The 22,489-nt window shown below is 52.1% G+C and carries 24 protein-coding genes and 1 tRNA gene; 9 read left to right on the plus strand and 16 right to left on the minus strand.

The window, feature by feature from the left end:
* Positions 1 to 86: 86 nt before the first annotated feature.
* Entirely contained in the window at positions 87 to 836 is a 750-nt protein-coding gene (locus EVJ33_RS11330) for a sugar nucleotide-binding protein (RefSeq protein ID WP_131437205.1), read from the plus strand.
* A gap of 16 nt (positions 837 to 852) precedes the next feature.
* On the opposite strand, the gene cypC is transcribed toward EVJ33_RS11330, so the two are convergent.
* On the minus strand, positions 853 to 2,094 hold the full coding sequence (gene cypC, locus EVJ33_RS11335) for a CYP152 family fatty-acid peroxygenase CypC (RefSeq protein ID WP_131437207.1): 1,242 nt from the start codon (positions 2,092 to 2,094) through the stop codon (positions 853 to 855).
* 84 nt (positions 2,095 to 2,178) lie between these two features.
* On the opposite strand from cypC, the gene EVJ33_RS11340 reads away from it, so the two are divergent.
* On the plus strand, positions 2,179 to 2,538 hold the full coding sequence (locus EVJ33_RS11340; protein ID WP_131437209.1) for a potassium channel family protein: 360 nt from the start codon (positions 2,179 to 2,181) through the stop codon (positions 2,536 to 2,538).
* Between the two features lie 18 nt (positions 2,539 to 2,556).
* Here EVJ33_RS11340 and EVJ33_RS11345 read toward each other — a convergent pair whose 3' ends face one another.
* Together EVJ33_RS11345 and yidD are read right to left on the minus strand one after the other, a co-directional pair.
* Positions 2,557 to 3,915 carry an alanine/glycine:cation symporter family protein gene (locus EVJ33_RS11345; protein ID WP_131437211.1) on the minus strand — a complete coding sequence of 453 codons (1,359 nt, stop codon included), beginning with the start codon at positions 3,913 to 3,915 and terminating at the stop codon, positions 2,557 to 2,559.
* Positions 3,916 to 4,045: 130 nt separating this feature from the next.
* Complete coding sequence (gene yidD, locus EVJ33_RS11350; protein ID WP_131437213.1) at positions 4,046 to 4,345, minus strand: membrane protein insertion efficiency factor YidD; 300 nt, start codon at positions 4,343 to 4,345, stop codon at positions 4,046 to 4,048.
* Positions 4,346 to 4,520: 175 nt separating this feature from the next.
* On the opposite strand from yidD, the gene EVJ33_RS11355 reads away from it, so the two are divergent.
* Positions 4,521 to 5,303: a pyrroline-5-carboxylate reductase family protein gene (locus EVJ33_RS11355; protein ID WP_131437215.1), complete on the plus strand. Its 783-nt coding sequence runs from the start codon at positions 4,521 to 4,523 to the stop codon at positions 5,301 to 5,303.
* A 42-nt stretch (positions 5,304 to 5,345) separates the two neighbouring features.
* Here EVJ33_RS11355 and EVJ33_RS11360 read toward each other — a convergent pair whose 3' ends face one another.
* The 6 genes from EVJ33_RS11360 to EVJ33_RS11385 form a co-directional block, all read right to left on the minus strand.
* On the minus strand, positions 5,346 to 6,047 hold the full coding sequence (locus tag EVJ33_RS11360; RefSeq protein ID WP_131437217.1) for a DUF554 domain-containing protein: 702 nt from the start codon (positions 6,045 to 6,047) through the stop codon (positions 5,346 to 5,348).
* A gap of 157 nt (positions 6,048 to 6,204) precedes the next feature.
* Positions 6,205 to 6,277: transfer RNA gene (locus EVJ33_RS11365), tRNA-Val, on the minus strand.
* Between the two features lie 88 nt (positions 6,278 to 6,365).
* On the minus strand, positions 6,366 to 6,923 hold the full coding sequence (locus EVJ33_RS11370) for a GNAT family N-acetyltransferase (protein ID WP_131437219.1): 558 nt from the start codon (positions 6,921 to 6,923) through the stop codon (positions 6,366 to 6,368).
* A 67-nt stretch (positions 6,924 to 6,990) separates the two neighbouring features.
* A complete protein-coding gene (locus EVJ33_RS11375; RefSeq protein WP_021065258.1) occupies positions 6,991 to 7,305 on the minus strand; it encodes a DMT family transporter in 315 nt (104 codons plus the stop codon).
* Entirely contained in the window at positions 7,302 to 7,652 is a 351-nt protein-coding gene (locus EVJ33_RS11380; RefSeq protein WP_131437221.1) for a DMT family transporter, read from the minus strand. Before EVJ33_RS11380 ends, EVJ33_RS11375 begins: the two co-directional genes overlap by 4 nt.
* Positions 7,643 to 8,221, minus strand: coding sequence for a TetR/AcrR family transcriptional regulator (locus EVJ33_RS11385; protein ID WP_131437223.1), 579 nt, complete (start codon positions 8,219 to 8,221; stop codon positions 7,643 to 7,645). The genes EVJ33_RS11380 and EVJ33_RS11385 overlap by 10 nt, the downstream gene beginning before the upstream one ends.
* Positions 8,222 to 8,346: 125 nt before the next feature.
* On the opposite strand from EVJ33_RS11385, the gene EVJ33_RS11390 reads away from it, so the two are divergent.
* Positions 8,347 to 9,129, plus strand: coding sequence for an alpha/beta hydrolase (locus EVJ33_RS11390; RefSeq protein ID WP_131437225.1), 783 nt, complete (start codon positions 8,347 to 8,349; stop codon positions 9,127 to 9,129).
* Positions 9,130 to 9,171: 42 nt separating this feature from the next.
* Here the strand turns inward: EVJ33_RS11390 and EVJ33_RS11395 are convergent, their stop codons facing one another.
* Complete coding sequence (locus EVJ33_RS11395; protein WP_201739705.1) at positions 9,172 to 10,410, minus strand: aminopeptidase; 1,239 nt, start codon at positions 10,408 to 10,410, stop codon at positions 9,172 to 9,174.
* 113 nt (positions 10,411 to 10,523) lie between these two features.
* On the opposite strand from EVJ33_RS11395, the gene EVJ33_RS11400 reads away from it, so the two are divergent.
* The 3 genes from EVJ33_RS11400 (at position 10,524) to EVJ33_RS11410 (ending at position 14,589) form a co-directional block, all read left to right on the plus strand.
* Positions 10,524 to 10,931: a YkvA family protein gene (locus tag EVJ33_RS11400; protein WP_131437227.1), complete on the plus strand. Its 408-nt coding sequence runs from the start codon at positions 10,524 to 10,526 to the stop codon at positions 10,929 to 10,931.
* A gap of 87 nt (positions 10,932 to 11,018) precedes the next feature.
* Positions 11,019 to 11,885: a YitT family protein gene (locus EVJ33_RS11405; protein ID WP_131437229.1), complete on the plus strand. Its 867-nt coding sequence runs from the start codon at positions 11,019 to 11,021 to the stop codon at positions 11,883 to 11,885.
* 100 nt (positions 11,886 to 11,985) lie between these two features.
* Positions 11,986 to 14,589 carry a putative bifunctional diguanylate cyclase/phosphodiesterase gene (locus tag EVJ33_RS11410; protein WP_236634609.1) on the plus strand — a complete coding sequence of 868 codons (2,604 nt, stop codon included), beginning with the start codon at positions 11,986 to 11,988 and terminating at the stop codon, positions 14,587 to 14,589.
* A 40-nt stretch (positions 14,590 to 14,629) separates the two neighbouring features.
* On the opposite strand, the gene EVJ33_RS11415 is transcribed toward EVJ33_RS11410, so the two are convergent.
* The gene (locus EVJ33_RS11415; protein ID WP_131437231.1) at positions 14,630 to 16,699 is read right to left on the minus strand and encodes an alpha-amylase family protein; all 2,070 of its coding nucleotides are present in this window, start codon (positions 16,697 to 16,699) and stop codon (positions 14,630 to 14,632) included.
* A gap of 159 nt (positions 16,700 to 16,858) precedes the next feature.
* Here EVJ33_RS11415 and EVJ33_RS11420 point away from each other — a divergent pair, with 159 nt between their 5' ends.
* A complete protein-coding gene (locus EVJ33_RS11420; protein WP_131437233.1) occupies positions 16,859 to 17,485 on the plus strand; it encodes a hypothetical protein in 627 nt (208 codons plus the stop codon).
* Between the two features lie 38 nt (positions 17,486 to 17,523).
* Here EVJ33_RS11420 and EVJ33_RS11425 read toward each other — a convergent pair whose 3' ends face one another.
* Together EVJ33_RS11425 and EVJ33_RS11430 are read right to left on the minus strand one after the other, a co-directional pair.
* Positions 17,524 to 19,557 carry a heavy metal translocating P-type ATPase gene (locus EVJ33_RS11425; protein WP_131437235.1) on the minus strand — a complete coding sequence of 678 codons (2,034 nt, stop codon included), beginning with the start codon at positions 19,555 to 19,557 and terminating at the stop codon, positions 17,524 to 17,526.
* Positions 19,558 to 19,662: 105 nt separating this feature from the next.
* Positions 19,663 to 20,037, minus strand: coding sequence for an ArsR/SmtB family transcription factor (locus tag EVJ33_RS11430; protein WP_131437237.1), 375 nt, complete (start codon positions 20,035 to 20,037; stop codon positions 19,663 to 19,665).
* A gap of 147 nt (positions 20,038 to 20,184) precedes the next feature.
* On the opposite strand from EVJ33_RS11430, the gene yhfH reads away from it, so the two are divergent.
* On the plus strand, positions 20,185 to 20,343 hold the full coding sequence (gene yhfH, locus EVJ33_RS11435) for a protein YhfH (RefSeq protein ID WP_131437239.1): 159 nt from the start codon (positions 20,185 to 20,187) through the stop codon (positions 20,341 to 20,343).
* A 34-nt stretch (positions 20,344 to 20,377) separates the two neighbouring features.
* Here the strand turns inward: yhfH and EVJ33_RS11440 are convergent, their stop codons facing one another.
* From EVJ33_RS11440 to EVJ33_RS11450, 3 genes are all read right to left on the minus strand, one after another.
* Complete coding sequence (locus tag EVJ33_RS11440; RefSeq protein ID WP_131437241.1) at positions 20,378 to 20,722, minus strand: fluoride efflux transporter FluC; 345 nt, start codon at positions 20,720 to 20,722, stop codon at positions 20,378 to 20,380.
* Positions 20,719 to 21,126: a fluoride efflux transporter CrcB gene (gene crcB, locus EVJ33_RS11445; RefSeq protein ID WP_131437243.1), complete on the minus strand. Its 408-nt coding sequence runs from the start codon at positions 21,124 to 21,126 to the stop codon at positions 20,719 to 20,721. The genes EVJ33_RS11440 and crcB overlap by 4 nt, the downstream gene beginning before the upstream one ends.
* A 91-nt stretch (positions 21,127 to 21,217) precedes the next feature.
* Positions 21,218 to 22,420, minus strand: coding sequence for an ornithine--oxo-acid transaminase (locus EVJ33_RS11450; protein ID WP_131437245.1), 1,203 nt, complete (start codon positions 22,418 to 22,420; stop codon positions 21,218 to 21,220).
* Positions 22,421 to 22,489 lie beyond the last annotated feature (69 nt).

The raw sequence follows: 22,489 nt of genomic DNA on the forward strand, positions 1-22,489 counted from the left end.
TCCATCAGTCTAGCATAAAGCGCGAGTCAAGGGGTTTGTGTGACCGGAAAGTGTGGGATGATACAAACAGAAGGGAGGAATGAATAATGAAAGCAATTTTGACAGGCATGAACGGGACGGTCGCTCCTGTCGTCGCCGAGACACTCCAACAACACGGCATCGAGCCGGTCGCCTGGGATCGAACGAAAGTGTCCACCTCAGACGAGGCCGAAATGCGAGCCTTTATCGAATCGGTCCGACCAACTTATTTTCTTCACATCGGCATGGGCGCCGTCGAATGGGCCGATACACTCGCACGTCTGTGCGGGGAGTACAACATCCCGTTCCTCTTCACGAGCACCGTCTCCGTTTTCTCCGACGACGTGACCGGACCAATTACTCCGGACACACCGCCCGATGCAACGGATGAATATGGCGCCTATAAACGGGCGTGTGAAGAAACGATTGCCCGGACCAACCCAGGTGCCCAAATCGTCCGTCTCGGTTGGCAAATCGGGGACGGCGCGGGTTCGAACAATATGATGGATTATTTCGAGAGCGAGATGAAACAAAAAGGTGTAATCGTCGCTAGCGCGCACTGGTATCCATCCTGCTCGTTTTTACAAGACACGGCAGACGCGTTGTTTGAGATTTTGACGAAACGAGGACCGGGACTGTATCAATTGAACGGCAATCCGAGTCATTCTTTCTATGACATCGCATTCGGTTTGAAAGAGTTACATGACACGTCATGGCAAATCGAACGAGCGGACGGACCGAAGCGGGACAATCGCATGGTCGATACGAACATCACGATTCAACCGATCACGAAACGGTTAGCACTACACACAAAATGAGTCGCCTCTCGGCGACTCATATGCGCTCAATTTGTTTTAAAACGAGCCTACTTTTCGGCAAACTCGGTAAGTCCACAAAACTGTAGCTGAGATCTTGAGGCGGCACTTGATAGTCGTAACGTTCCAGGAACACGTCAATTGTTTCACGCATGATGGCGATGGTCACATGCTCCCCGGCGCAACGATGACCAAAATCCACATCCCCTCCACCTTGCGGGATGAACGTGAACGGACTCTCGGTCCAATCTTTGAATCGGTCTGGATTGAACTGTTCGGGCTCCGTCCACAGCGAGGGGTCGTGGTTCGTTCCATACAAGTCGAGCAAGACGAGCGTCCCTTGTTCGAACTCAAAACCATCCCATTCGAAGTCCTGCTTGACGCGTGCAGCCGTCACCGGGAAGAACGGATAGAAGCGTCGAACTTCTTGGACGAACCATGTCGAATCCGTCTCGCCATAGGCTAACCGGGCACGAGCCTCCGGAAACTGATGCAGGGCCAGCACGGTGAACAAGACGTAAATCGACACGGCCACGGTCGGTCGTAATATATTGAGCACCTCGACGGCCACGACATCGGCCGGAAGTAGCTCGCCCGCCTCATCCCGATGCCATGAAAATTCGTACAAGGCCGTCTGTTCGTTCGGTAGCAACCGGTTCGTCCGTACGTCCTCGACCATCTCTCGGACCCATGACTCGGCCGATGACCGGGCCGCTCGTCCCCGGATATGCTTCGGTCCGAGGGCGGTCCCCGATTCGAACAGCAACCGCATCTCGTCCGTCCGTCGAGTCACTTCATGCTCACCGAGTGGGACCCCGGCCCATTCACAGACGGCGCGCATAAGAACTTCTTGCGCCGTATCGTAGAGCACCGTCTCGCCTTCGGCCGCATCGAGCGACCGTTCCCATTCACGACTGACGAGTTTCGTCAGCCGCTCGATATTTCCAGGGAACATGAGCGACATGAACATCTTTTTTCGATGCGTATGCGCCGCACCGTCCAACGTCTGCACGCCATCTTCTCCGAACAATGTCTTCAGCAACCGCTTCGGTGCCGCATCTTGTCGAACGAATTTATCGGCGTCATAAAATAAGGCCGCCGCCTCGGCACCACCGAGACAGAGGACTCGCTCACCGAGCAAGCGGGTTTCGAATACGTTCGACTGAAAGCTCCTCCTACGGTTCGGGACGTACAAATAGCCCTCCCGCAGGAACGCCAGACTATGGTCAAGACCCTCTTCTTTCGGGATTGGTCGCGTCATCATGGATCATCCTTTCCAACTTTTCTATAGAGGATGTTCCCCTGTTCATCGCGAACAAACCTATTATAGAAAGGAGGCGGACGAATGCTCTCATTCATTTTGACGTTTCGGCGCATGTTTCGCGGGATTTGGCGCGGTTTGAAGGACGCTGAGTTTCAAGTGTTGTTCAGCCTCGCCCTCCTGACCATCGTCTCGGGGACGCTATTTTATTCGCGGTTCGAGGATATGCGTTGGCTCGACGCCTTATATTTCAGCGTCGTCACGCTCACGACAATCGGCTATGGAGATTTCGTTCCGACGACCGACTTAGGAAAAGTGTTCACGATTGGTTACGTCATTACCGGTGTCGGCATCATGGTCGGCTTCATCACGAAAGTGTTTGATCATCTTCAGCAAGCACGACTTGAAGAAATCCGCAAGCGAAAGACGCCACCGTCCCCTTGAGGATGGTGGCGTCTGCTGTTAAGATGCTTTTCGGTTTCGATTCTCGAGCTCGAGCTGCTGATTGAATCGTTTCGTCTCCGCAATGACGACACCCGACAAGAACAATAGCCCAATCAAGTTCGGGATCGCCATCAAGCCGTTGAACACATCTGAGAGCGCCCAGACCAAGTTCAAATTCGTCGTCATCGCGCCGAGACCGGCGACTAGGACGAAGACGATCCGATACGGAAGAATCGATTTCTGACCGAATAAGTAGTGAATCGAACGTTCGCCATAATATGACCATCCGAGCACCGTCGAATAGGCAAACATCACGAGTCCAATCGTCACGATATAACCGCCGGCCGGTCCTAAGAACTGCTCGAACGTCGCCGTCGTCAACGCGACCCCTTCAAGCCCGGATCCGATTTGTCCCCCCATGACGAGCGTGATCCCTGTGACCGAACAGACGATGAGCGTATCGAGGAACACTTGCGTCATCGAGACAAGCGCCTGACGTCCCGGCATATCCGTCTTAGCGGCCGCAGCCGCGATCGGTGCCGATCCGAGACCTGCCTCGTTCGAGAAGACGCCACGTGCGACCCCGTAACGAATGGCGGCCCCGATAGCTCCTCCTCCAATCGCCTCAGGACTTAACGTGCTACTGAAGATGAGTGCGACCGCATCTGGAATAAGTGTATAGTTCATGATCATAATCAACAGCCCGCTGCCGAGATAAAAGACGATCATCACCGGTACGAAATAACTGACGACGCGTCCAATCGATTTGACCCCGCCTAAGATGACGGCCCCTGTGAAGATCATGATCAAGATGCCGGATACGTAAAGTGGCACATCAAACGTCGTTTGGAGTGCCATCGCCACTGAATTCGTCTGAACCCCATTCCCGATCCCGAACGCCGCGAGTGAAGCGAACCCGGCGAAGGCGACGGCGAGCCACCGTTGTTTCAGGCCACGCTCCAAGTAATACATCGGCCCCCCGGCCATCTGCCCCCGTTCATCGGTGACTCGATATTTGACCGCGAGCACGGCTTCCGCGTACTTCGTCGCCATCCCAAAGAATCCGGACACCCACATCCAGACGATCGCGCCTGGACCACCGAGTACGACGGCCGTCGCGACCCCGACGATATTCCCCGTACCGACCGTGGCCGCAAGCGCCGTCATGAGCGCTTGGAAGTGACTGATATCTCCTTCCGATGACTTGTCTTGATTTTTAGAGAATGCGAGTTTCAATGCATAAGGCAACTTAGTGATTTGAATCCCCCCGAGACGTACCGTCAAGTAAATGCCTGTCCCCACAAGCAAAATCAATAACGGTGGTCCCCACACAAAGTTTGAAATCGTACCAATCAGTTCACTGAACGATTGACCCATGTTGTATTCCCCTTTCCCCTTATGTAATCGTGCATCTCTATTTTTTCAGAATACTTAGAAGATTGTCAAAAGTATTGTAATAAAACAAGACGGAGAAATGGTGGCTGTATCTAAAACAGCGAGCCGCCAATTAGACGTCTCGCTGAGATGGGGGTTTTTCACGTTGTAATGGTGCTTTCCAATCGAACTCGTCCGGCACGTAGTCAAGTCCACCTGAATGGAACGGTTGACACCGCAGGAGCCGACGTGTCGTCAAATACCCACCTTTGACAGCACCGTGTTTCTCGATCGCTTCAATCCCATAATGTGAACAACTCGGATAAAACCGACAAGTCGGTGGTTTCAACGGAGAAATGAAGCGTTGATACCCTTGAATCCCCCGGACTAGCACTCGTTTCACTTTTATCGCCTCCTGATTGATTACTGTCATGATAGCTCGACCGGTTCGACTTGTCATCCGTGACGGTTGCGACAATTCAGTGACAAACCGGGGTCACGTTTTTCCTTTGTTTTACAATTTGAGCACAAGAGGCGCTATTTGACGTCTCATTTGTTATGATAAGCAACATATACATGACCGAATCTATCATGAAGAGGTGACGAGAATGAATATTTTAATGGTGGGTGCAGGATCGATGAGTGAGTCACTCGTACGCGGATGGCTTGCCTCAGGCCTGTCACCTGAACAAATCACGATGACGAACCGAAGTGACCGGACCCGTTTGACAGAGCTCCAGGCCGAGCTCGGTGTGCAAATCGTCGACGAAGAGGATGTCAACGCGTATGACATCGTCGTCCTCGCGATGCAACCGGACGGGGTCATTCCTTATGTGCAATCGAAAACGTGGAACACACCGCTTCTCGTATCAGTCGCAGCTCATATCGAACCGAGCGAGATTGAAGAGATGTCAGGACTCCCTGCCGTCTGCGCGATGCCGAACACACCGGTCGCTTATCAAAGCGGGATGACTGGGCTCTGGTTTGGTCCCGAAACGGATGATGCGGTCCGTGAGACCGTGACCGCGCTGTTTGAACGCGTCGGTCGGACGGCCGTGACAGATGCGAAGACGATGTCGGCGTTCATGGCTGCCGCTGGATGCAGTCCTGCGTTCTTTTATGAGATCGTCGGGTCGATGACGCCCGTCTTGACAGAAGCTGGCTTTGACGAAACGACGGCTCGCCAAATCGTCGCCCAAGCGATGAAAGGGTCGGCCGAGCTGCTCCTTCACGAGACACGCCCGACGAACGACTTGATCGCAGACGTGGCCGCGCCGGACGGTCCGACTGATCGTGGTGTCGGCGTTCTCCGCTCGCGCGATTTAGCGGACGTCATGGCTTCAGCGCTTCGCGAAAGTGCGAAAGAAGAAGTCGAACAACCGAAGAACTGAAAAAAATCCGAGAAACGCGATGCGTCTCTCGGATTTTTTTCATTAGACGATATGTAACACCGTGACGATCACCGCGACCATCAAAATCCCCGGCAATAAGTTCGCGACGCGAATCCGGGTGATTCCGACTAAATTTAAACCGATTGCGACAATCATGACCCCCCCGGTCGCCGTCATCTCTAAAATAAAGTCATCCATGAGTGACTCTGGGATGAACTTCATGATTTGGATGGCGAGAAGGGCGATTGCTCCTTGATAGAGGAGCACCGGCACAGCTGAAAACATGACCCCGATTCCGAGCGTCGAGCTAAGGACGAGTGCCGTGAAGCCGTCAATCAACCCTTTCGTATAGAGGACATCATGGTCCCCGCGCAACCCGCTGTCGAGTGCACCGATGACAGCCATCGCTCCGATAACGAAAATGAGCGTCGCCGTGATGAACCCTTCGGCGATACTCGACTTGCTCTTGCCACCGAGTCGGCGTTCCAACTGATAGCCGACCTCGTTCAACTTCTCATCAAGTTTCCACCATTCACCGAGCGCCGCCCCGATGACGAGACTGCCGATCACGATTAAAAAGTTCTCACTCTTCATCCCCATTTGAATCCCAAGCAAGACGACCGCGAGACCGATGGCTGCAGTGACCGTCTCTTTCATTCGTTCGGGGATGCGGTGAAACAAGAGTCCAAGTAATGTGCCAATCACGATTAACGCCGCATTGACGATGGTTCCGGTTAAGACCATTCGATGATTCCCCGTTTCTGTATGTATTGAGAGGAATATACCAACTGTTTATATGAGCTGTCAATTGAAAGAAAAACAAAAAAAGCCACTTCTCGCAAGAAGTGGCGTCGCGGAAACCCACGTTCCTATGGGTTTCGCATCGGGTTTGGCACCCAAGTGATTCTGACTGGGCTCGAACCAGCGACCTCTACCCTGTCAAGGTAGCGCTCTCCCAGCTGAGCTACAGAATCAGGTCGTGTCCTCTCTTAAGGACACTATTAATATATCAAGAAACTAATGCCTTGGCAACTGTTTTTTAAAACTTTTTTTTACTTTTTTTCAACGCGTCATTTCTTCCCGTTTCATATGGCGGCACAACCGCTCTAAATCCCCGGCATAGACGGAGACGAGCATGCCTTGGTACTCGGTGTCGCGGTCCCAATGCAGTCCGTTCGCTTTCGCGACCCGCTGTGATGGGACGTTATCCGGATGGATCAAGGAGATAATCTCCTTCTCCCCTTCTTCGAACGCGTAACGCATGAGACGTGCCGCCGCCTCGCGTCCGTAGCCCATATGCCAATGCTTCGGCGCCAACCAATATCCGACTTCAAGTTCAATCGTGCCGTCGAGTTCATGGAGCAACGTGCCGGCATGGCCAATCGGTTCGTCATTTTCATGCGACATCAATTTGAGCAATCCGGTTTGACGACCCGTCTGATAGCGGGCCAACTGGCGCTCGAACCATTCGATCGTCTGTTCATCCGTATATGGCTTTCCGTCCGGGCTAATGAAACGCATCACGCGCGGATCTTGGAGTAGCGATTTCACGAAATAAAAATCAGCAATCGTGTAAGGTTCGAGTCGTAGACGCTCGGATTGCAGCTTGATCTGACTCATCGTCCCCGCCCCTTTCATTCACAGTCTGAACTATTCAATTCCCGTTTTTATTCAAAGCTAATCCTGATCACGCGACAACCTTCAACCCGATGACGCTGCCGATAATAAGCAATAGGAAGAAAATACGCCACCGATCTCGGGATTCGTTCAAGTACAACATACCGAGCACAACGCCACCGGCCGCGCCAATCCCGACCCAAATCGAATAAGCCAATCCGAGTGGGAGCGTCTCGAGCGAACGCGATAATAAATAAAAGCTTAAGGCAAACGTTCCGACCGACAAGATCGACCATTTAACAATCTGATAGCCTTTCGACTTCCCCATCCAAAAGACGGCCATCATCTCGGCAAGACCCGCGCCAATCAAAAATACCCAACTCATGCCGCCTCACCTCCTGTCACTTGTTTCAGTCCAATCACTCCGATTAGAAGCGTGATGATAAAGACGAGCTTCATCCCGGTGAGCGCCTCATTGAACAAGACCGCACCGACGATGACGGTTCCGACGGCCCCGATTCCGGTGAATACCGCATAGCCGGTCCCTGCCGGCAAGACACGAAACGCCAGCGCCAGCAGTCCAAAGCTCACAATCAACAACACAATGGTAATCACGGTCGGTCCGAGCACTGTGAATCCGTTCGACAATTTCATCGTCGTGGCCCAGACGATTTCGAGCAGACCGGCGAGCACGAGCCAAATCCAGGCTCTTTGATCTTGTTTCATGTCCATCCGACTCCTTTTTTAAAGATCGTGAATGCGGCCCGTTGCCGCTTGACGCGATTCGTCTCAAGTGTGAAGAGCGAAAGGAGCGCCCCGTCTAAAAAACAATAATACGCGTCATACACATCCTCCAGCGATTGTTCCGGTAAGGCGCCCTGTTCCATTGCCAAGCGAAACTGTTCTTTCTCGAACGCCTGCAGATCTGTTTCGACCGAACCGAGCGTCGCCTCGATGAACGAACGCAGTTCCGGTGGCGGGACGAGCAGCATCCGCTTCGTCAGCATCCACGTCTCCTCTTCTTCAAAGAAGCGAATCAGTGCCTCAATGATTGCCTCGATCCGTTCGAGCGGTGTCGCGTCTGTGGTCGCGTCCCGAGCCTCCTGCCAGACGTGTTCATAACGCTTCGCCATGTCTTCGACGACTTGTTTGAACAGTTGTTCTTTCCCTTCAATGTGGGCGTATAGCGACGCCTTTTTGATGCCGACATCCTCAGCAAGCGAGGCGAGCGACAAGCCTTCATATCCTTCAAGCGCAAACCGGCGCCGCGCCGCCAGTTCGATTCGCTGTTTCGTGTTCATCCATGATCGTCCCCTTTCTCTCCCATTACTTTACCTAACGAACGGTAGGTAGTCAAGTATGTTGATTGCATTGTCTAGTTCCAGCCGGCAAAATGAAGACAGCTAATGGGAAAGGAGCGCTTTATATGCTTGAGCAATTCAGCTTTACGTTACCGACCGAGACGACACGCGGACGGAAACGGATCGTGCGCGTCTATCGTCCCGACTTTGTGTCGGCTGACGAGCGGATCCCGGTCCTCTATATGCACGACGGTCAAAACGTGTTCGACGGCAAGACCGCCACGATTGGGGAAGGTTGGTCGATTGACCGCCAGATCGAGGATCTGCAACTGCCGCTCATGGTCGTCGCCATCTCGAGCGCACCGGACTGGCTCGACCGCTACGACGAATACTCGTTTTATGAGGATGAGATGCTGTATCGACGAATCGGGCCTGAACTCGCCAAGACCCGGCCCACCCTCGGGGGAAAAGGTCGAGCTTACGCCGACTGGATCATGCAGGAATTGAAGCCGTGGATTGACGAGCGCTATGCGACCGACCCGGACGACGTCGGCGTGATGGGGAGCTCGATGGGTGGGGTCATCTCGCTCTATATGATGACAGCCTATCCGTCCATCCGGCGCGTCGGCTCGCTCTCGACGGCCGCGTGGGCCAATCTCGACTCGCTCATTCGGGAAGTGAAGCAGGCTAATGTGACGGCGCGCCTCTATATGGACATCGGGACGAACGAGACGAGCGGACCGATCACGCCCGAAGATTACTTATATACGAATGCGAAACTTGTCGAGACGATCGCACGCAAAGGGATCACCTTTCGGTACGAGGTCGAGCCCGGCGCCGTCCATAATGAAGTCGCGTGGCGGCGACGGCTACCGAACGCCCTCGCTTTCCTCTATGAATTAACGTAAAAAAAGAGACGAACTCCGCGAAGGAATTCGTCTCTTGCTTGTTTAGATGACCCAGTTCCCGTCACGCATGATGGCTTCGCGTGAACCGTCTTCAAGTTCCCCGTCGATGTTCATCTCGGCCGAACCGATCATGAAGTCAACGTGTGTCATCGAGTCGTTCGCGCCGTTCTCAGCGAGTTCTTCGGCCGACATTTGCGGTCCACCTTCGAGACATGTCGAGTAGGCGCGTCCGAGCGCCAAGTGGCACGATGCGTTCTCGTCGAACAACGTGTTATAGAAAAGAAGGCCTGAGTTCGAGATTGGCGAATCGTCCGGCACGAGGGCGACTTCCCCGATGCGGCGCGCGCCTTCGTCGAGGTTCAACAACTCATCGAGCGCGGCTTGCCCTTGCTTCGCTTCCGCCTTCACGACTTTCCCACCTTCGAACCAAAGCGTGAACTCATCGATCAAGTTGCCGCTATAGCTGAGCGGTTTCGTGCTCGACACGTGTCCTTCGACCGAATCTTTATCGGCGAGCGTGAACACTTCTTCGGTCGGCATGTTGGCGATAAAGTCGACACCGTCGATGTTCGGACCACCGCCGCCGAGGAAGACGTGTTTCTTCGGCAAGCCAATTGTCAACTCCGTGCCCGGTGCCTTGTAATGGAGCTTCGCATATTTCTTGTTCGTGAGTAACGTCGCCCGCTCACGGAGCGATGCGTCATGCTCGTCCCACGCGGCGACGACATCCGATTGGTCCATGCGTGTTGCTTCGAAAATCGCTTTCCACAGGGCAGGCACTGCGTCTTCACGGTCTGGGAAGACTTTCTTCGCCCACGCCTCGGACGCACCGGCGACGATTGACCAGCTGACGTTATCGCTCATGACATATTTACGCCATTTCGCGAGCGCCACGCCGGCAGCACGGTTCGAGTCCGCGATGCGTGACGACTCGACGCCGTTCAAAGCGTCCGGGTCGTCGCTGACGATCGATAGGAACGCCGTCTTCTCTTCAGCCAGTTGCTCAAAGCGAGCCTTGAGCCATTCCGGGTATTCTTTGAAGGCATCCGCCGGAGCGTTGAAGTAACGGACTTTCGTCGTCTCTTCGTCACTCCAGTTGACATACACTTGTTTCGCGCCAGCCGTGTAAGCTGCTTTCACGATTTGACGGACGAGCGGTGCTTGACTAATATCAGCTCGAACTTCGAGCTGTTGGCCCGGCTGAATGTTGACGCCTTTTTTGACGGCCAGTTCAGCATAGCGGGCAAATTCTGCCTCAGTCGGCATGGTTACGGTAGACATATGTACAGTTCCTCCTTTTTCACTTATTTCTATTTTCTTAAATTTTCGGAAAAGTTGCAACCAAATCGCAAAAACGGGCATATTAGTAGAGGAAGACAGAAGGAGGAATATACATGTCAGATTGGAAAACAACGTACACACACTTTTTAACGAGCGCGACCGAGGAGTATACCCACAAAGAAAAATTGGGTGATCTGTTGGTCCAAGGCGAACTCGCTTTAGCTAAAGTGACGGTCGACGTCGCGTCAAACGAGATTAGCAATATCGAACGCGAAGAAGAACTCACGCTTTATTTTCAAATGAAACAATTGCTTAACATCTTGCGGGCCATCTATAACAACCAGTTTGAAATGCAACCGAATAAACAAGACGCTCTCGTGGCGGCTGTCTTATACTTTGTATCCCCGTTCGATGCGATTCCAGACGACGCACCGCTCGGCTTGTTCGACGATGCTCAAGTCATTGATTACGTACACGAGCAGCTCGCAAGTGATATCGACCGCTTCCACAACGAATTGTAATCGTTCAGCGCTTGAAATTCCGCCATCGTCGGAGTACGCTTGAATGAGCTTATTTTAAAGGGGGCGTATGGCGCCTAGCCATCATCTATGTACGCAAAATCAAGAAAACGGATCGCCGTCGAGACGACTTTGTTCATCATCGCCGGGACGATTCTACAATCAATCTTTGTAGGCTTATTGCTCAAACCAAACGAGATTGGGTCTGGGGGCATCGTCGGGATCACCTTGATCATCAACGAGCTGTTTGGCACACCGATCGGATTCACTCAACTCGTGTTGAATATCCCGCTCTTTATCGTCGGAATCAAATACCTTGGGAAACGGTTCATCCTGATGACCGGCCTCGTCGTCGTCTTGTCGTCCATCTTGATCGATACGTTGCCGGTCCTGATCCCACCGACCCCGCTCGACGATCCACTCGTCGCCTCGGTGTTCAGCGGAATCGTCTCCGGGCTCGGGCTCGCCTTGCTGTTGTTCGCGGGTGCCTCGACCGGCGGCCTTGATATTCTCGGAAAAGTGATTTACACGAACAATCGGAATTTATCGCTCCCTAAAATCTTTTTGACGCAAGACATCATCGTCTATGTCCTCGTGTTCATCACGTTCGACATTAAAGCGGTCATGTACGCGCTCGTGCTCAGTTTCGTCCGGTCGCGGACGCTGTTGACGATTCACCGGTTCTTCTCGGCACAAAAGCAGTGCTTCATCATCTGTAAAAAATCCGATGAGATCAACCTTGTCATCAAACAAAACTTGAAACGCGGTGTCACGATCATGGACGCGATCGGCGGTTATTCGAACGACTCGAAGAAGATGTTGTACGTCGTCGTGCAGAACAATGAGATTCCGAAACTGCGTCAAATCGTCTCCGACATCGATTCGGAAGCGTTCATCACGGTCTCGGAAATCGATTCGGTCGTCGGTAACTTTAAAGAACATTCGTATACGCTTTAATCGACAGCAACTTGCTGTCGATTTTTTTGTGTAACAAATCCAAAAACAATCCGATAATACTGATGAGCCTCTTAGACATATACAGAAGGAGGTGCATGAGTTGTCTAATCACTCGTTGCGCCAAACAGTCCCCGCTTTGCTCGTCGGGACCTTTTTTCTCGGCCTTTTATTGATCCTGTTCACCCCTTATGACTTGAGGGAGACGAGTCTATTCGTCTATTTTACGGCGGTCACGCTCATTGCGTCTGCCTTCAGCATCACCGCCGTCTTTCAAAATCGCGGAATGCGCCGCTACATCCATTTGTTGATCAGCGCCGGCAACATGTGTTTCATCGCCTATTTGGTCGGACATCACTTTGCCGTGTCGACCGGAATCGAGCTTATGCCGTTTATTCAAAACTTCTTTTATTTGATCATGTCATTGATTGTCATCACCCAGTCAATTGAAATTCGGACATTGAAACTACGAACGTTTGATATTTTCGCTTTGCTCAGTTTTCTGTTGATCGGTGCGTTACATCTGTTCATTTATTCGAATCAGAGCGGAAGCTATGCGGCCAACTTGAATGGGTTTGAAGAACAGATGGTGTTGATCAGCCTGTACATGATGCTCGGTTTTCTCTATTTGAACCGAATCACTTCGGCCGGTCAGAGCTTCCGTGTGCTCTTATTGATTGGCGTTCTCGGCTTTACGACCGCTTCGATCGTGAATCAATTGCTGATTTTCAATGGCATCGGCCATGAGTTGGTGCACTTGGTTCAAGTGAGCAGCATTTTCATCATTTCTATCAGTTACATGTTTGACGAATCGACCGAGGACGCCCTCGTCCATGACTCTGTGTTCGATTACGTCGTCTATAGCACAATCGTCATGTTGTTCATGCTCGCCTCCGACCGATTGCTCGGTACATCCGTGCTCGATTCGATGACGGCGAACGCCGTCTTATTGTTGCTCATTCGTCAGTTCGTCGTCGCCAAGCAAAACGCCTTGATCAGCCACCGCTTACATACTGTCAATACCGACCTTGAGGTTGCCGTGACGACAAAAGCACATGAACTTGAAATTCGGGAGCAGCAGTATCGGTCATTGTTCGCTTATCATGCCGAACCGATTTTCTTGTTCGACCTTCACGGTGAAGTATTGTCCGTGAACGAGGCTGGGAGCTCGGTACTCGGCCACGACACAGAGACATTGATTGGTTCCAATGTATTAGATATCATCGAACAAAAAGACCGGTCCGCCTACGCGACCGTGTTGCATGAGTTGCAGAACGGACGTCCGCGCACGCTCGACGTCGATGTCGTCACCGAGGACGGGTCGAAACGGGTATGGCAGTTGATGAACATCCCGATGATCATCGACGGGGAGGTCGAAGGCATTTATGCGATCGTCAAAGACATCACTCAAATGATTGTCCAACAAGATCAAATTTACTATCAGGCGAACCACGACAGCCTGACAGGACTACACAACCGCTATGCGCTGCAAGAACAAATCGAACGGCTCATCGCAGAGGGCCGACCGTTCTCGCTCATGTTCTCCGACCTCGACGGATTCAAGGAAATCAATGACCAGTTCGGCCATCATATGGGAGACGAATTGCTACAACACATCGGCAAACGACTACGAGGTGCCTTATTGCCGAACGAGTACGCGGGACGTCTCGGCGGTGACGAGTTTATCGTCGTCGCTGAACATGAGGATGACGAGATGCTCGTCGAACGGTTGCGACGCTTCGTCTATCGTCCGCCTTACTTTATGGGCGGGACACTCGTTGAAATCCATGCGTCGATCGGGATTGTCCGCTATCCTGATCACGGGTCGACGCTCAAACACCTGCTCTCAAACGCAGACCTTGCGATGTATAAGGCGAAGGACAAAGGACGGAACGAGACCGTTCTGTTCGCACCTGAGCTACGTGCGGATAAAGAAGAGCGCAAGCTGTTGATGGAAGGTCTCGATACCGCCCTTGAAAAAGGTGAGATTTCACTCTATCTCCAACCTCAAGTCGACGCTTCGACAAAAGCCATCATCGGTGCCGAGGCATTGATGCGCTGGCAACGCGACGGAGATTTCATCCCGCCGAGTCAATTCATCCCAGTCGCCGAGGAGACGGGGCACATCCACGACCTGGGTCGCTGGATGATCCATGAGACGTTCCAATTGATGTACGCCTTCGAACAAGGAGACATCCATTTACCAAAATTGTCGGTCAACCTATCCGTCCGTCAATTGTTCGATGAACATTTAATCGAGTATTTGACGACCTTGTTTGAACGCTTCCCAATCGAGCCGAGCCGACTCAACTTCGAGTTGACCGAGACCGTCGCCGCCCACCATTCCGACCGGGTGTTGACACGGATTCTCGAACTCAAGGCGCTCGGCATCAAACTGTCGATTGATGACTTCGGGACCGGCTACAGCTCACTCGCCTATCTCGTCCGTTATCCGATTGATGAGTTGAAAATCCCACGCGAGTTCACGATGCAACTCGAAGAGAACCGGGAATATCAGACTGTCACCGCGACCATCGTCGCAATGGCCCGTCAACTCGGGATGGCGCTTGTCGCCGAAGGCGTCGAGACAGAGTACCAAGAGAACTTTTTGCGGAAAATCGGCTGTGACTCGATGCAAGGGTATCGCTATGCGAAACCGATGCCGCTCGATGAGTTTGTCATCTATTACATGAAACAGTCGATGTAACGAAAATACCTCGAACCGGGACCCGGTTCGAGGTATTTTGTCATTTCATTTCATAAATTTTGACTTCACCTGGTTTTAAATCGACCCACAGGTCCCAATTCTCATCGAACGAATGCTCGGCATACGGCCACGAAGTTGGCGAATAGACCATTTCAGCGAAACGACTCGCGTTCCAGTTACGGCGGCGCACCCCATCGAGCGGGACTTTGCCCTGCAAAGCATGATGCATGTTCGTGTTGGCGACGACAAGGAGCGTCTCGTTCGTGTCCGGACGCAACCAGGCCAGCCCGATGAACGGCGCATCCATCTGTTGCATCGCCAGCGGTTCGAAATGACTCGGATTGACGAGCACATCCAACCAACGACGGCGCACTTCGGCCACTTGATGCATGAGTTCAATCATCTCGTTCCGTTCCGGATGATCCCAGTGGAACTGGTACGCGTCGAAGAAAGCGAGTTTCCCAAAATAAGGGTCGGTCGGGAACAGTTGATACGCCTCTTCCGGTCGGCAGTCGAGCCCTGTGTTCATCGGTTGTGTCTCATACAGTTCGAGCCCGGAATTCGTCATCGGTACACCGTTCGGCACGAAGCCGTTCAACACGGTGAGCAAGCGACTCGCTTGGCGTCCACCGTCACGTGTCGCCACGCGGCGGGTGTCGGCCGTCTCTCCGGCGGCGAATACCGGCAATGGCAAGAAGCGTGAATCATAAATGAACTGGTGTGTCTCATGCGTATCAAAACGAGGTTCTTTATAAAACCCGTAGCCGATTATCATGTTGTACCCTGCTTCTTTCGCTGCCCATGCCCCGATTTCAATCAACTCTTCAGCGATAAAGCTGAAGTTGGCGTCGAGTGCGCGTGGCTGTTGAAGGATCCGTTGCGCCAAATCGACCGGCAAGGCGTGTCCCATGTCGATGCGGGCCCCATCAATCCCATATTCACGCTGATAGTGCGGAATGATATCGGCAAGCATCGCCCATAACGGTTCATTGATTTGATCGCCACGGAATTGATTCGACTTGATTGAATCGAACAGGATGTATGGCGCCAAGTTTGCCTCGCTGACGTAAGGTGCAGCCACTGTCGGGTGATCGAGGAACAGACGGAAATATGTGACGTCCGACCATGGCGGTTGCGGATCATTGATGCAATCGGAGAAGGCCGGAGCGGTCGTCAAGCCGAACTCACGCTCGATGACGGCGAGTAAGTTCTCTTCTGGGTGCTCGAGTAAGTATGTTTTCACCGTCTCCCACTTGTCCGCATCAACGAGGTTCGGCGCCATCGAGAAGCGACGTAAATGCGCCCACACGTCCTCCGACCCATAAATCATCGGCAAAAAGGCGTGCTCTGGCTTTACGTTTTCACCGATGCCTGGCACGTGCGGTGGATGGTAGTAGTCAAGTTCCGTCACCGGAATCCAATAAAACCATTCGGGATTTTCTAAAATGAGCCGGTTATCACGCGCGCACGTGCGCGGGATGACATCGATGACGACGCGAATCCCGACCATATGACACGCCTCAACGAACGCAGCGAATTCTTCCTCGACCGTCAACCCGTCTCCGGTCAACGTCTCTTTCAATTCTTCATCAATTCCAAAGAAATCTTGTACGGCATAAGGAGAACCGAATTCGCCTTTTTTGTTTTTATGACTATGTTGGGAGATTGGCAATAAGAACAATGTATCGATTCCCATGTACAACAGATGCGGGATCAGCGCGAGCGTTTTGACGAACGTGCCCGTATCCTTCATCCCAATCGAGTTTTCCATCTCGACATAACCTGAACCGTCATGATCCCATGACGTCGAAGTCCGGACTTGCATCGAATATACCGAGGCACGCTTGATCCAATCGCCTCCGGTTTGAAGGTATCCGTCCGCTTGGGCGACCGATTGATGATATTCCCGTCCATCGACCGCATGCGGAAGAATCGCTTTTTCAATCGTCTCGATTAGAAAATCGTAAGGATTGACCCGTTCGACACCATCTCGGACAGGCTCTGAAGGGAATTGCAGGCGGTTCCATAAGGTCGGGATTTCGTATTGCATGTTCGCTCGTTTCTCTTTCAAGACCTGGTGCAGCTTGTGTAACGATGAGTTCTCTGGCATGTGTATTCTCCTTATGAATAAAATCGTTCCTCGTTTCATTGTAAACGATAACAAGAAACGCATTACTATATATTTATACCTTTACCCGATATTTTCCTTTTCCAAAAAAATATTTTGCGACGAAATCGGTAAATATTGTAGGATTGTATAGAAGGAGGGATGACTGTGTCTCAACAAAAATGGTTAACCTTACTCGTCTCGTTATCCGTTTTATGTATTCTGGTCCTCACAAGCTTCACATTTCAACTTCGAGACACAATGAATCAAATCGAATCCATCCATAGCCAACGTCTTGATTCCCATGATGCAATCGAAGATATTATGTACTTTAATATCGAACGGGCAAACGCCATCCGTGGACTTCTCGCCTATGAAGACCGCCGCTTTTTAGAATCGTATTACAGTATGTCCCAGCAGGCAGAAGAGTTGAAGGCATCGATTGCGAACGACCCGCGCACACCGAGCTCGTTAATCGACTTGCTTCATCGTGACGGAATTTGGGAAAAAGGAGCCACCCAAGTACTTTTTCTTTATGAACAAGGGAATGTCAAAGGCGCGACCGAGCTCGCAGAAACATTGACCGATCAACGTCAAACCATCCTTGAGGATTTGCGTGCCTTAAAAAAAATGCAATATGAAGATATCCGTAAACAGCTCGTTGCGACCGAGAATCAAATTGATGTGTTGATTCAAGTTCTTACTTCGATTGCCGTGTTGTTTATTGCCATACTTTTCGTTTTAGCGTTCCTCATCTTTAAAACACGAAAAAAAGACCGTCCCCAATGAGACGGTCCTTCGACCTCACCATTCAAGGTGAGGTCGTTTTATTTGGAATGAATGAGGCGTGCGGCGTTCCCAATCGCCAGCAATGCAACCCCGACGTCTGCAAACACGGCTTCCCACATCGAAGCGAATCCGAAGAGACCGAGCAAGAGGAAGAGTGCCTTCATCCCGAACGCGAACGTGATGTTTTGCCAAACGATCCGTCGCGTGCGCTTACTTAGTTCAATCGCTGCCACGACGTCTCGCGGAGCGTCGTTCATCAGCACGAGATCGGCGGCCGTGACGGCGGCATCACTCCCGACACCACCCATCACGAGTCCGACATCGGCCCGTGCGAGCGCTGCCGCATCGTTCAGCCCGTCCCCGACAAAGGCGACCTTGCCAGTTGCGGCCAATCTTTCGACTTCTGCGACTTTTTGATGCGGAAGTAATTCACTCTTCACTGCATCAATCCCAATCGCTGAACCGACGGCCAACGCGACTTCTTGCCGGTCCCCGGTCAACATGACCGTCTGACAACCATAGCGCTTCAAAGCTTGAATCGTTTCTTGCGCATCCGGCTTTACTTGGTCGCTCAACTCGACACGTCCGAGCCATCGGTCATTTTTAACGATATGGACGATTGTCCCCGATGTCTCCTCCGGAATCGGGTAGCCCAGTTTTTGGACGTAGCGGGCGCTGCCGACGTAAATGCGATCTTCACCATCTGTCGCCATCAACCCGTATCCCGGTTCTTCTTTAATCATCGAGAACGGTGAGACCGGATCCGTATGTTCGACAATCGCTTTCGCGAGCGGATGTGTCGAGGCCATCTCCACACGAGCGGCCAGCCGGAGCAATTCATCCGGCGTCAGTTCCCCGTTCGTCGCGACGTCCGTCACTTCAAAGCGGCCCGTCGTGAGCGTACCGGTCTTATCGAATACGACCGTATCGACTTCGGCGAGCACATCTAAATATTCGCCGCCTTTCACCAGGATGCCACGCCGTGAACCTGCTCCGATCCCACCGAAATAACCGAGTGGAATCGAGATCACTAAGGCGCATGGACAACTGATCACGAGGAAAATCAAGGCCCGGTATACCCACTCCTCGAGATTTCCAACAAACAGCGGCGGAACAAAAGCGACGACCGCTGCGAGCACGACGACGATCGGCGTGTATACTTTTGCCAATCGCGTGATCATCTGTTCCGTTTTCGCCTTATTCATGCTCGCTTGTTCAACGAGAGCAATCATTTTTTGCAGGCTCGATTCAGTCGCCGGGCGTTCGACTCGTACTTCGAGCCGTCCGTCAAGGTTGACCATTCCCGCAAGGACGTCTTCCTCAGGGCCGATGGGGCGTGGTAACGACTCTCCTGTCAGCGAAGCCGTATCCAATGAGCTCGAGCCTCGCAGCACACGACCGTCCATCGGAATCTGTTCGCCTGCTCGAACGATGATGATGCTACCGACCGCGACCTCTTCAGGACGTCTTTCTATTTCCCGTTCATCTTCGAACACGCGCGCAATCGTCGGTTTCATGTTCAACAGCGATTGAATCGACCGCCGCGATGCGTGGACGGCCCGTGCCTGGAAGTATTCACCGAGCTGGTAGAACAGCATGACGGCGACCGCTTCCGGATACTCCGCAATCGCAATCGCACCAATGGTCGCGATTGTCATTAAAAATTTTTCGTCAAACCATTCCCGATGCCATACATTACGAATTGCCGCATAGACGACGTCATAGCCCGCGACCGCGTAGGCGATTCCGTACACGACAATCGAATCGGTGTACAGACCGGCGAGTAGGAGGACGAACGCGACTCCAAACCGCCATAATAAGCGACTCGACATCGGTCCTTCCGCCTCATCTTTAACAAAATGTGCACCCGGTTCAATTCGCCCCATCGTTGCTTCGATGGCACGAAGCGTCTCCGTGTGATCCTTCGAATCATTCCATTCGATGATCATTCGACTTGTCGCAAAATCAATCTGACAAGCGGCGACACTGTCTACTCCCGTCACGCTTTTCTCGATTTTGGCGGCACAGTTCGTACACGTGATTCCTTCGACAGGCAATACATCCCGTTTCATATCCTTCGCCCCTTTACATTCAAACGTTAATTTGAATATATCGTAACGCTGTCCGCGAACAATTACAACCAAAAAAGAGCCGACTGGAATTCCAGCTGGCTCTCGTCACGCATCGGGCTGCACATCAAGTTGTTCGGCACTGTGAGCCATCGCAATTTCGACGAGTAGCCGGACATGGTCATCATCGAGTGAATAGTAGACGACTTTGCCATCTTTTCGATATTTGACAAGCCCTTGCTCGAGCAACGTCCGTAAATGATGCGACGCCGTAGCGTTTGAATGTCCAATCACGGCGGCCACATCGCAGACACATAGTTCCTGTTCTAGCGTCAGGACGTACAATACTTTGAGCCGGGTCGGATCGGCGAACGCCTTGAACAAGCGACTGACCCGCGTCGCATCAAGATCGGTCAATGCTTGTTGTAATACCGTCACATCCTCATTCTGAATGGCAATCGTTTCACACTGGGGTGCTTTCATTCATCTCACCTCATTTTCTATACTCTCATTTTAACAAATCTACCCCGATAAATCTGTTATATATTATCATTGACTTATGTACCACTGTTATAATACAATTAAAACAACCTTAACAGTCACGTTACTTAAATAAAGGAGGCAGTTTTTATGAATGAGTGGGCGAGCCGACTTGAGTCTTCGGTCGAATTTTATCGGAAGTTACCGGACAAGACGTGTCAAGAATGCGGAAAACATATGGATGAGCAGTGCGAGTCATATGAGAGCACATGCGCATCTTGTGCTGAAAAACTGCAACTTAGCGAATAAAACAATCCCTCGGAAACGTGTTCCGAGGGATTTGTCATGGCAGATGATAACCGAGATAGGCCGCGATCAGCCCGAGGATATACGTTGCGAGCAGATAGGTGCCGAAACGAACCCAATCTTTGGCGACGAACCGCATCACTTCGAGCTTGAACGTCGAGAACGTCGTGAACGACCCGAGAAAACCGACACCGAGACCGAGCATGAGCGTCGGGTGAACACTCACTCCATATAAATACCCAAGGCCGAACGAACCGGTCACATTGACGATGAGCGTCGCCCAAGGAAACGCCGATGTCGTCCTTGTTTTGACGAACTGACCGATCCCAAATCGCGCGATCGCACCGAAGAAAGCGCCAATCATGATGACGAGAAGCGTCATCGTGCTCCCTCCTCTCGCGCCAAAAATCGATTGAACCGTCGCCGACCAAGCCAAAATCCGAGCCATGAACTGAACAGCCCGAGGCCGAGACTGAGCGTCACATAAAGCAGGGCTGAGCCGAGCGCACCGGCCTCTAGCAGTTGAATCGTCTCCACACTGAACGTTGAAAACGTCGTGAATGACCCGATGAACCCGGTCCCGAGTGCGGTGACGGCCGTCGGTGACAATCTTCCGGAACGGAATGAGAAATGCGTCAGCCATCCGAGAATAAAACTGCCTATCACGTTGATGACGAGGGTCCCGAGCGGAAACACCCCAATCCAATACGACCCAATCGCCATCCCGAACCCGTAACGCGTGAGGGCACCGAGAGCACCGGCCAACCCGACGTATACATAGAGCATGGCCTCACCTCCCTTTAAAAAAACACCTGTCGCGAACAGATCGCGAGACAGGTGTTTTGATTCTGCATTCATTATACCAAGCGATGCACGATCACGAAATAGCTGCTGGTGCGAACACGGCCGAAATCGCCTCGAACGCCTCGTCGAGCTCTTCTTTCGTGATGACGAGCGGTGGCGCCAAACGAATCACTGTCTCGTGCGTCTCTTTACAGAGCAGACCGCGTTCTTTGAGCGCCTCACAGTAAGGACGCGCCGCTTCCGTCAATTCGATCCCGATGAACAAGCCACGCCCACGGACATCGTGGATGAGTGGATTGTCGATTGATTTCAACCGATCCATGAAGTACGTCCCGAGCTCAAGTGAACGCTCTGGTAATTGTTCTTCTTCAAGCACTTCGAGCGACGCGATTGAGACGGCTGCCGCGAGCGGGTTCCCACCGAACGTCGATCCGTGTGACCCTGGATTGAACACACTTAATACGTTCTCATTGGCCGCGACACATGATACCGGGAATACGCCCCCCCCGAGCGCTTTTCCGAGAATATACATATCCGGCTCCACTTCTTCCCATTCGATGGCGAACCATTTGCCTGAGCGTCCGAGCCCTGATTGAATCTCGTCGGCCACGAACAAGACGTTATGCTGCTGACACAGTTCACTGGCGCGTTTCAAATAACCAGCCGGTGGGATGATGATGCCTGCTTCGCCTTGAATCGGCTCAACGATGAACGCTGCCGTATTTTCCGTGATCGCCGCTTCGAAGGCATCGATATCACCGTACGGGACGACTTTGAAGCCTGGCAATAACGGCCCGAATCCACGTTGATATTCCGCTTCAGTCGACATCGATACCGCCGCCATCGTCCGACCGTGGAAGTTGCCCGAACAGACGATGATTTCTGCTTGTCCCGGGATTTGTTTCACTTCATACGCCCAACGACGTGATGCTTTGACCGCCGTTTCCACCGCTTCCGCGCCCGTGTTCATCGGTAGTACCATCTCTTTGTTTGTAAGCGCTGCCACTTTTTTATAGAAGCGGCCGAGCTGATCGTTATAAAATGCACGTGACGTCAACGTGATTTTATCTGCCTGATCTTTTAATGCTTGAATGATTTTCGGATGGCAGTGCCCTTGGTTGACAGCTGAATATGCGCTCAACATATCCATGTAGCGGTTCCCCTCCGGGTCCGTCACCCAGATCCCCTTCGCTTCCGAGATGACGATCGGAAGTGGATGATAGTTGTGCGCCCCGAACTTCTCTGTTAATTCAATCACTTCTTGTGTCTTTGACATTTGATTTCCCCCTTATCAAAAAAAACTATCTTACTCCTTCAGTATATGATGACCGTCTTTCTTTTGACA

This window comes from Exiguobacterium sp. SL-10, from assembly GCF_004337025.1.
Lineage (GTDB): Bacteria > Bacillota > Bacilli > Exiguobacteriales > Exiguobacteriaceae > Exiguobacterium.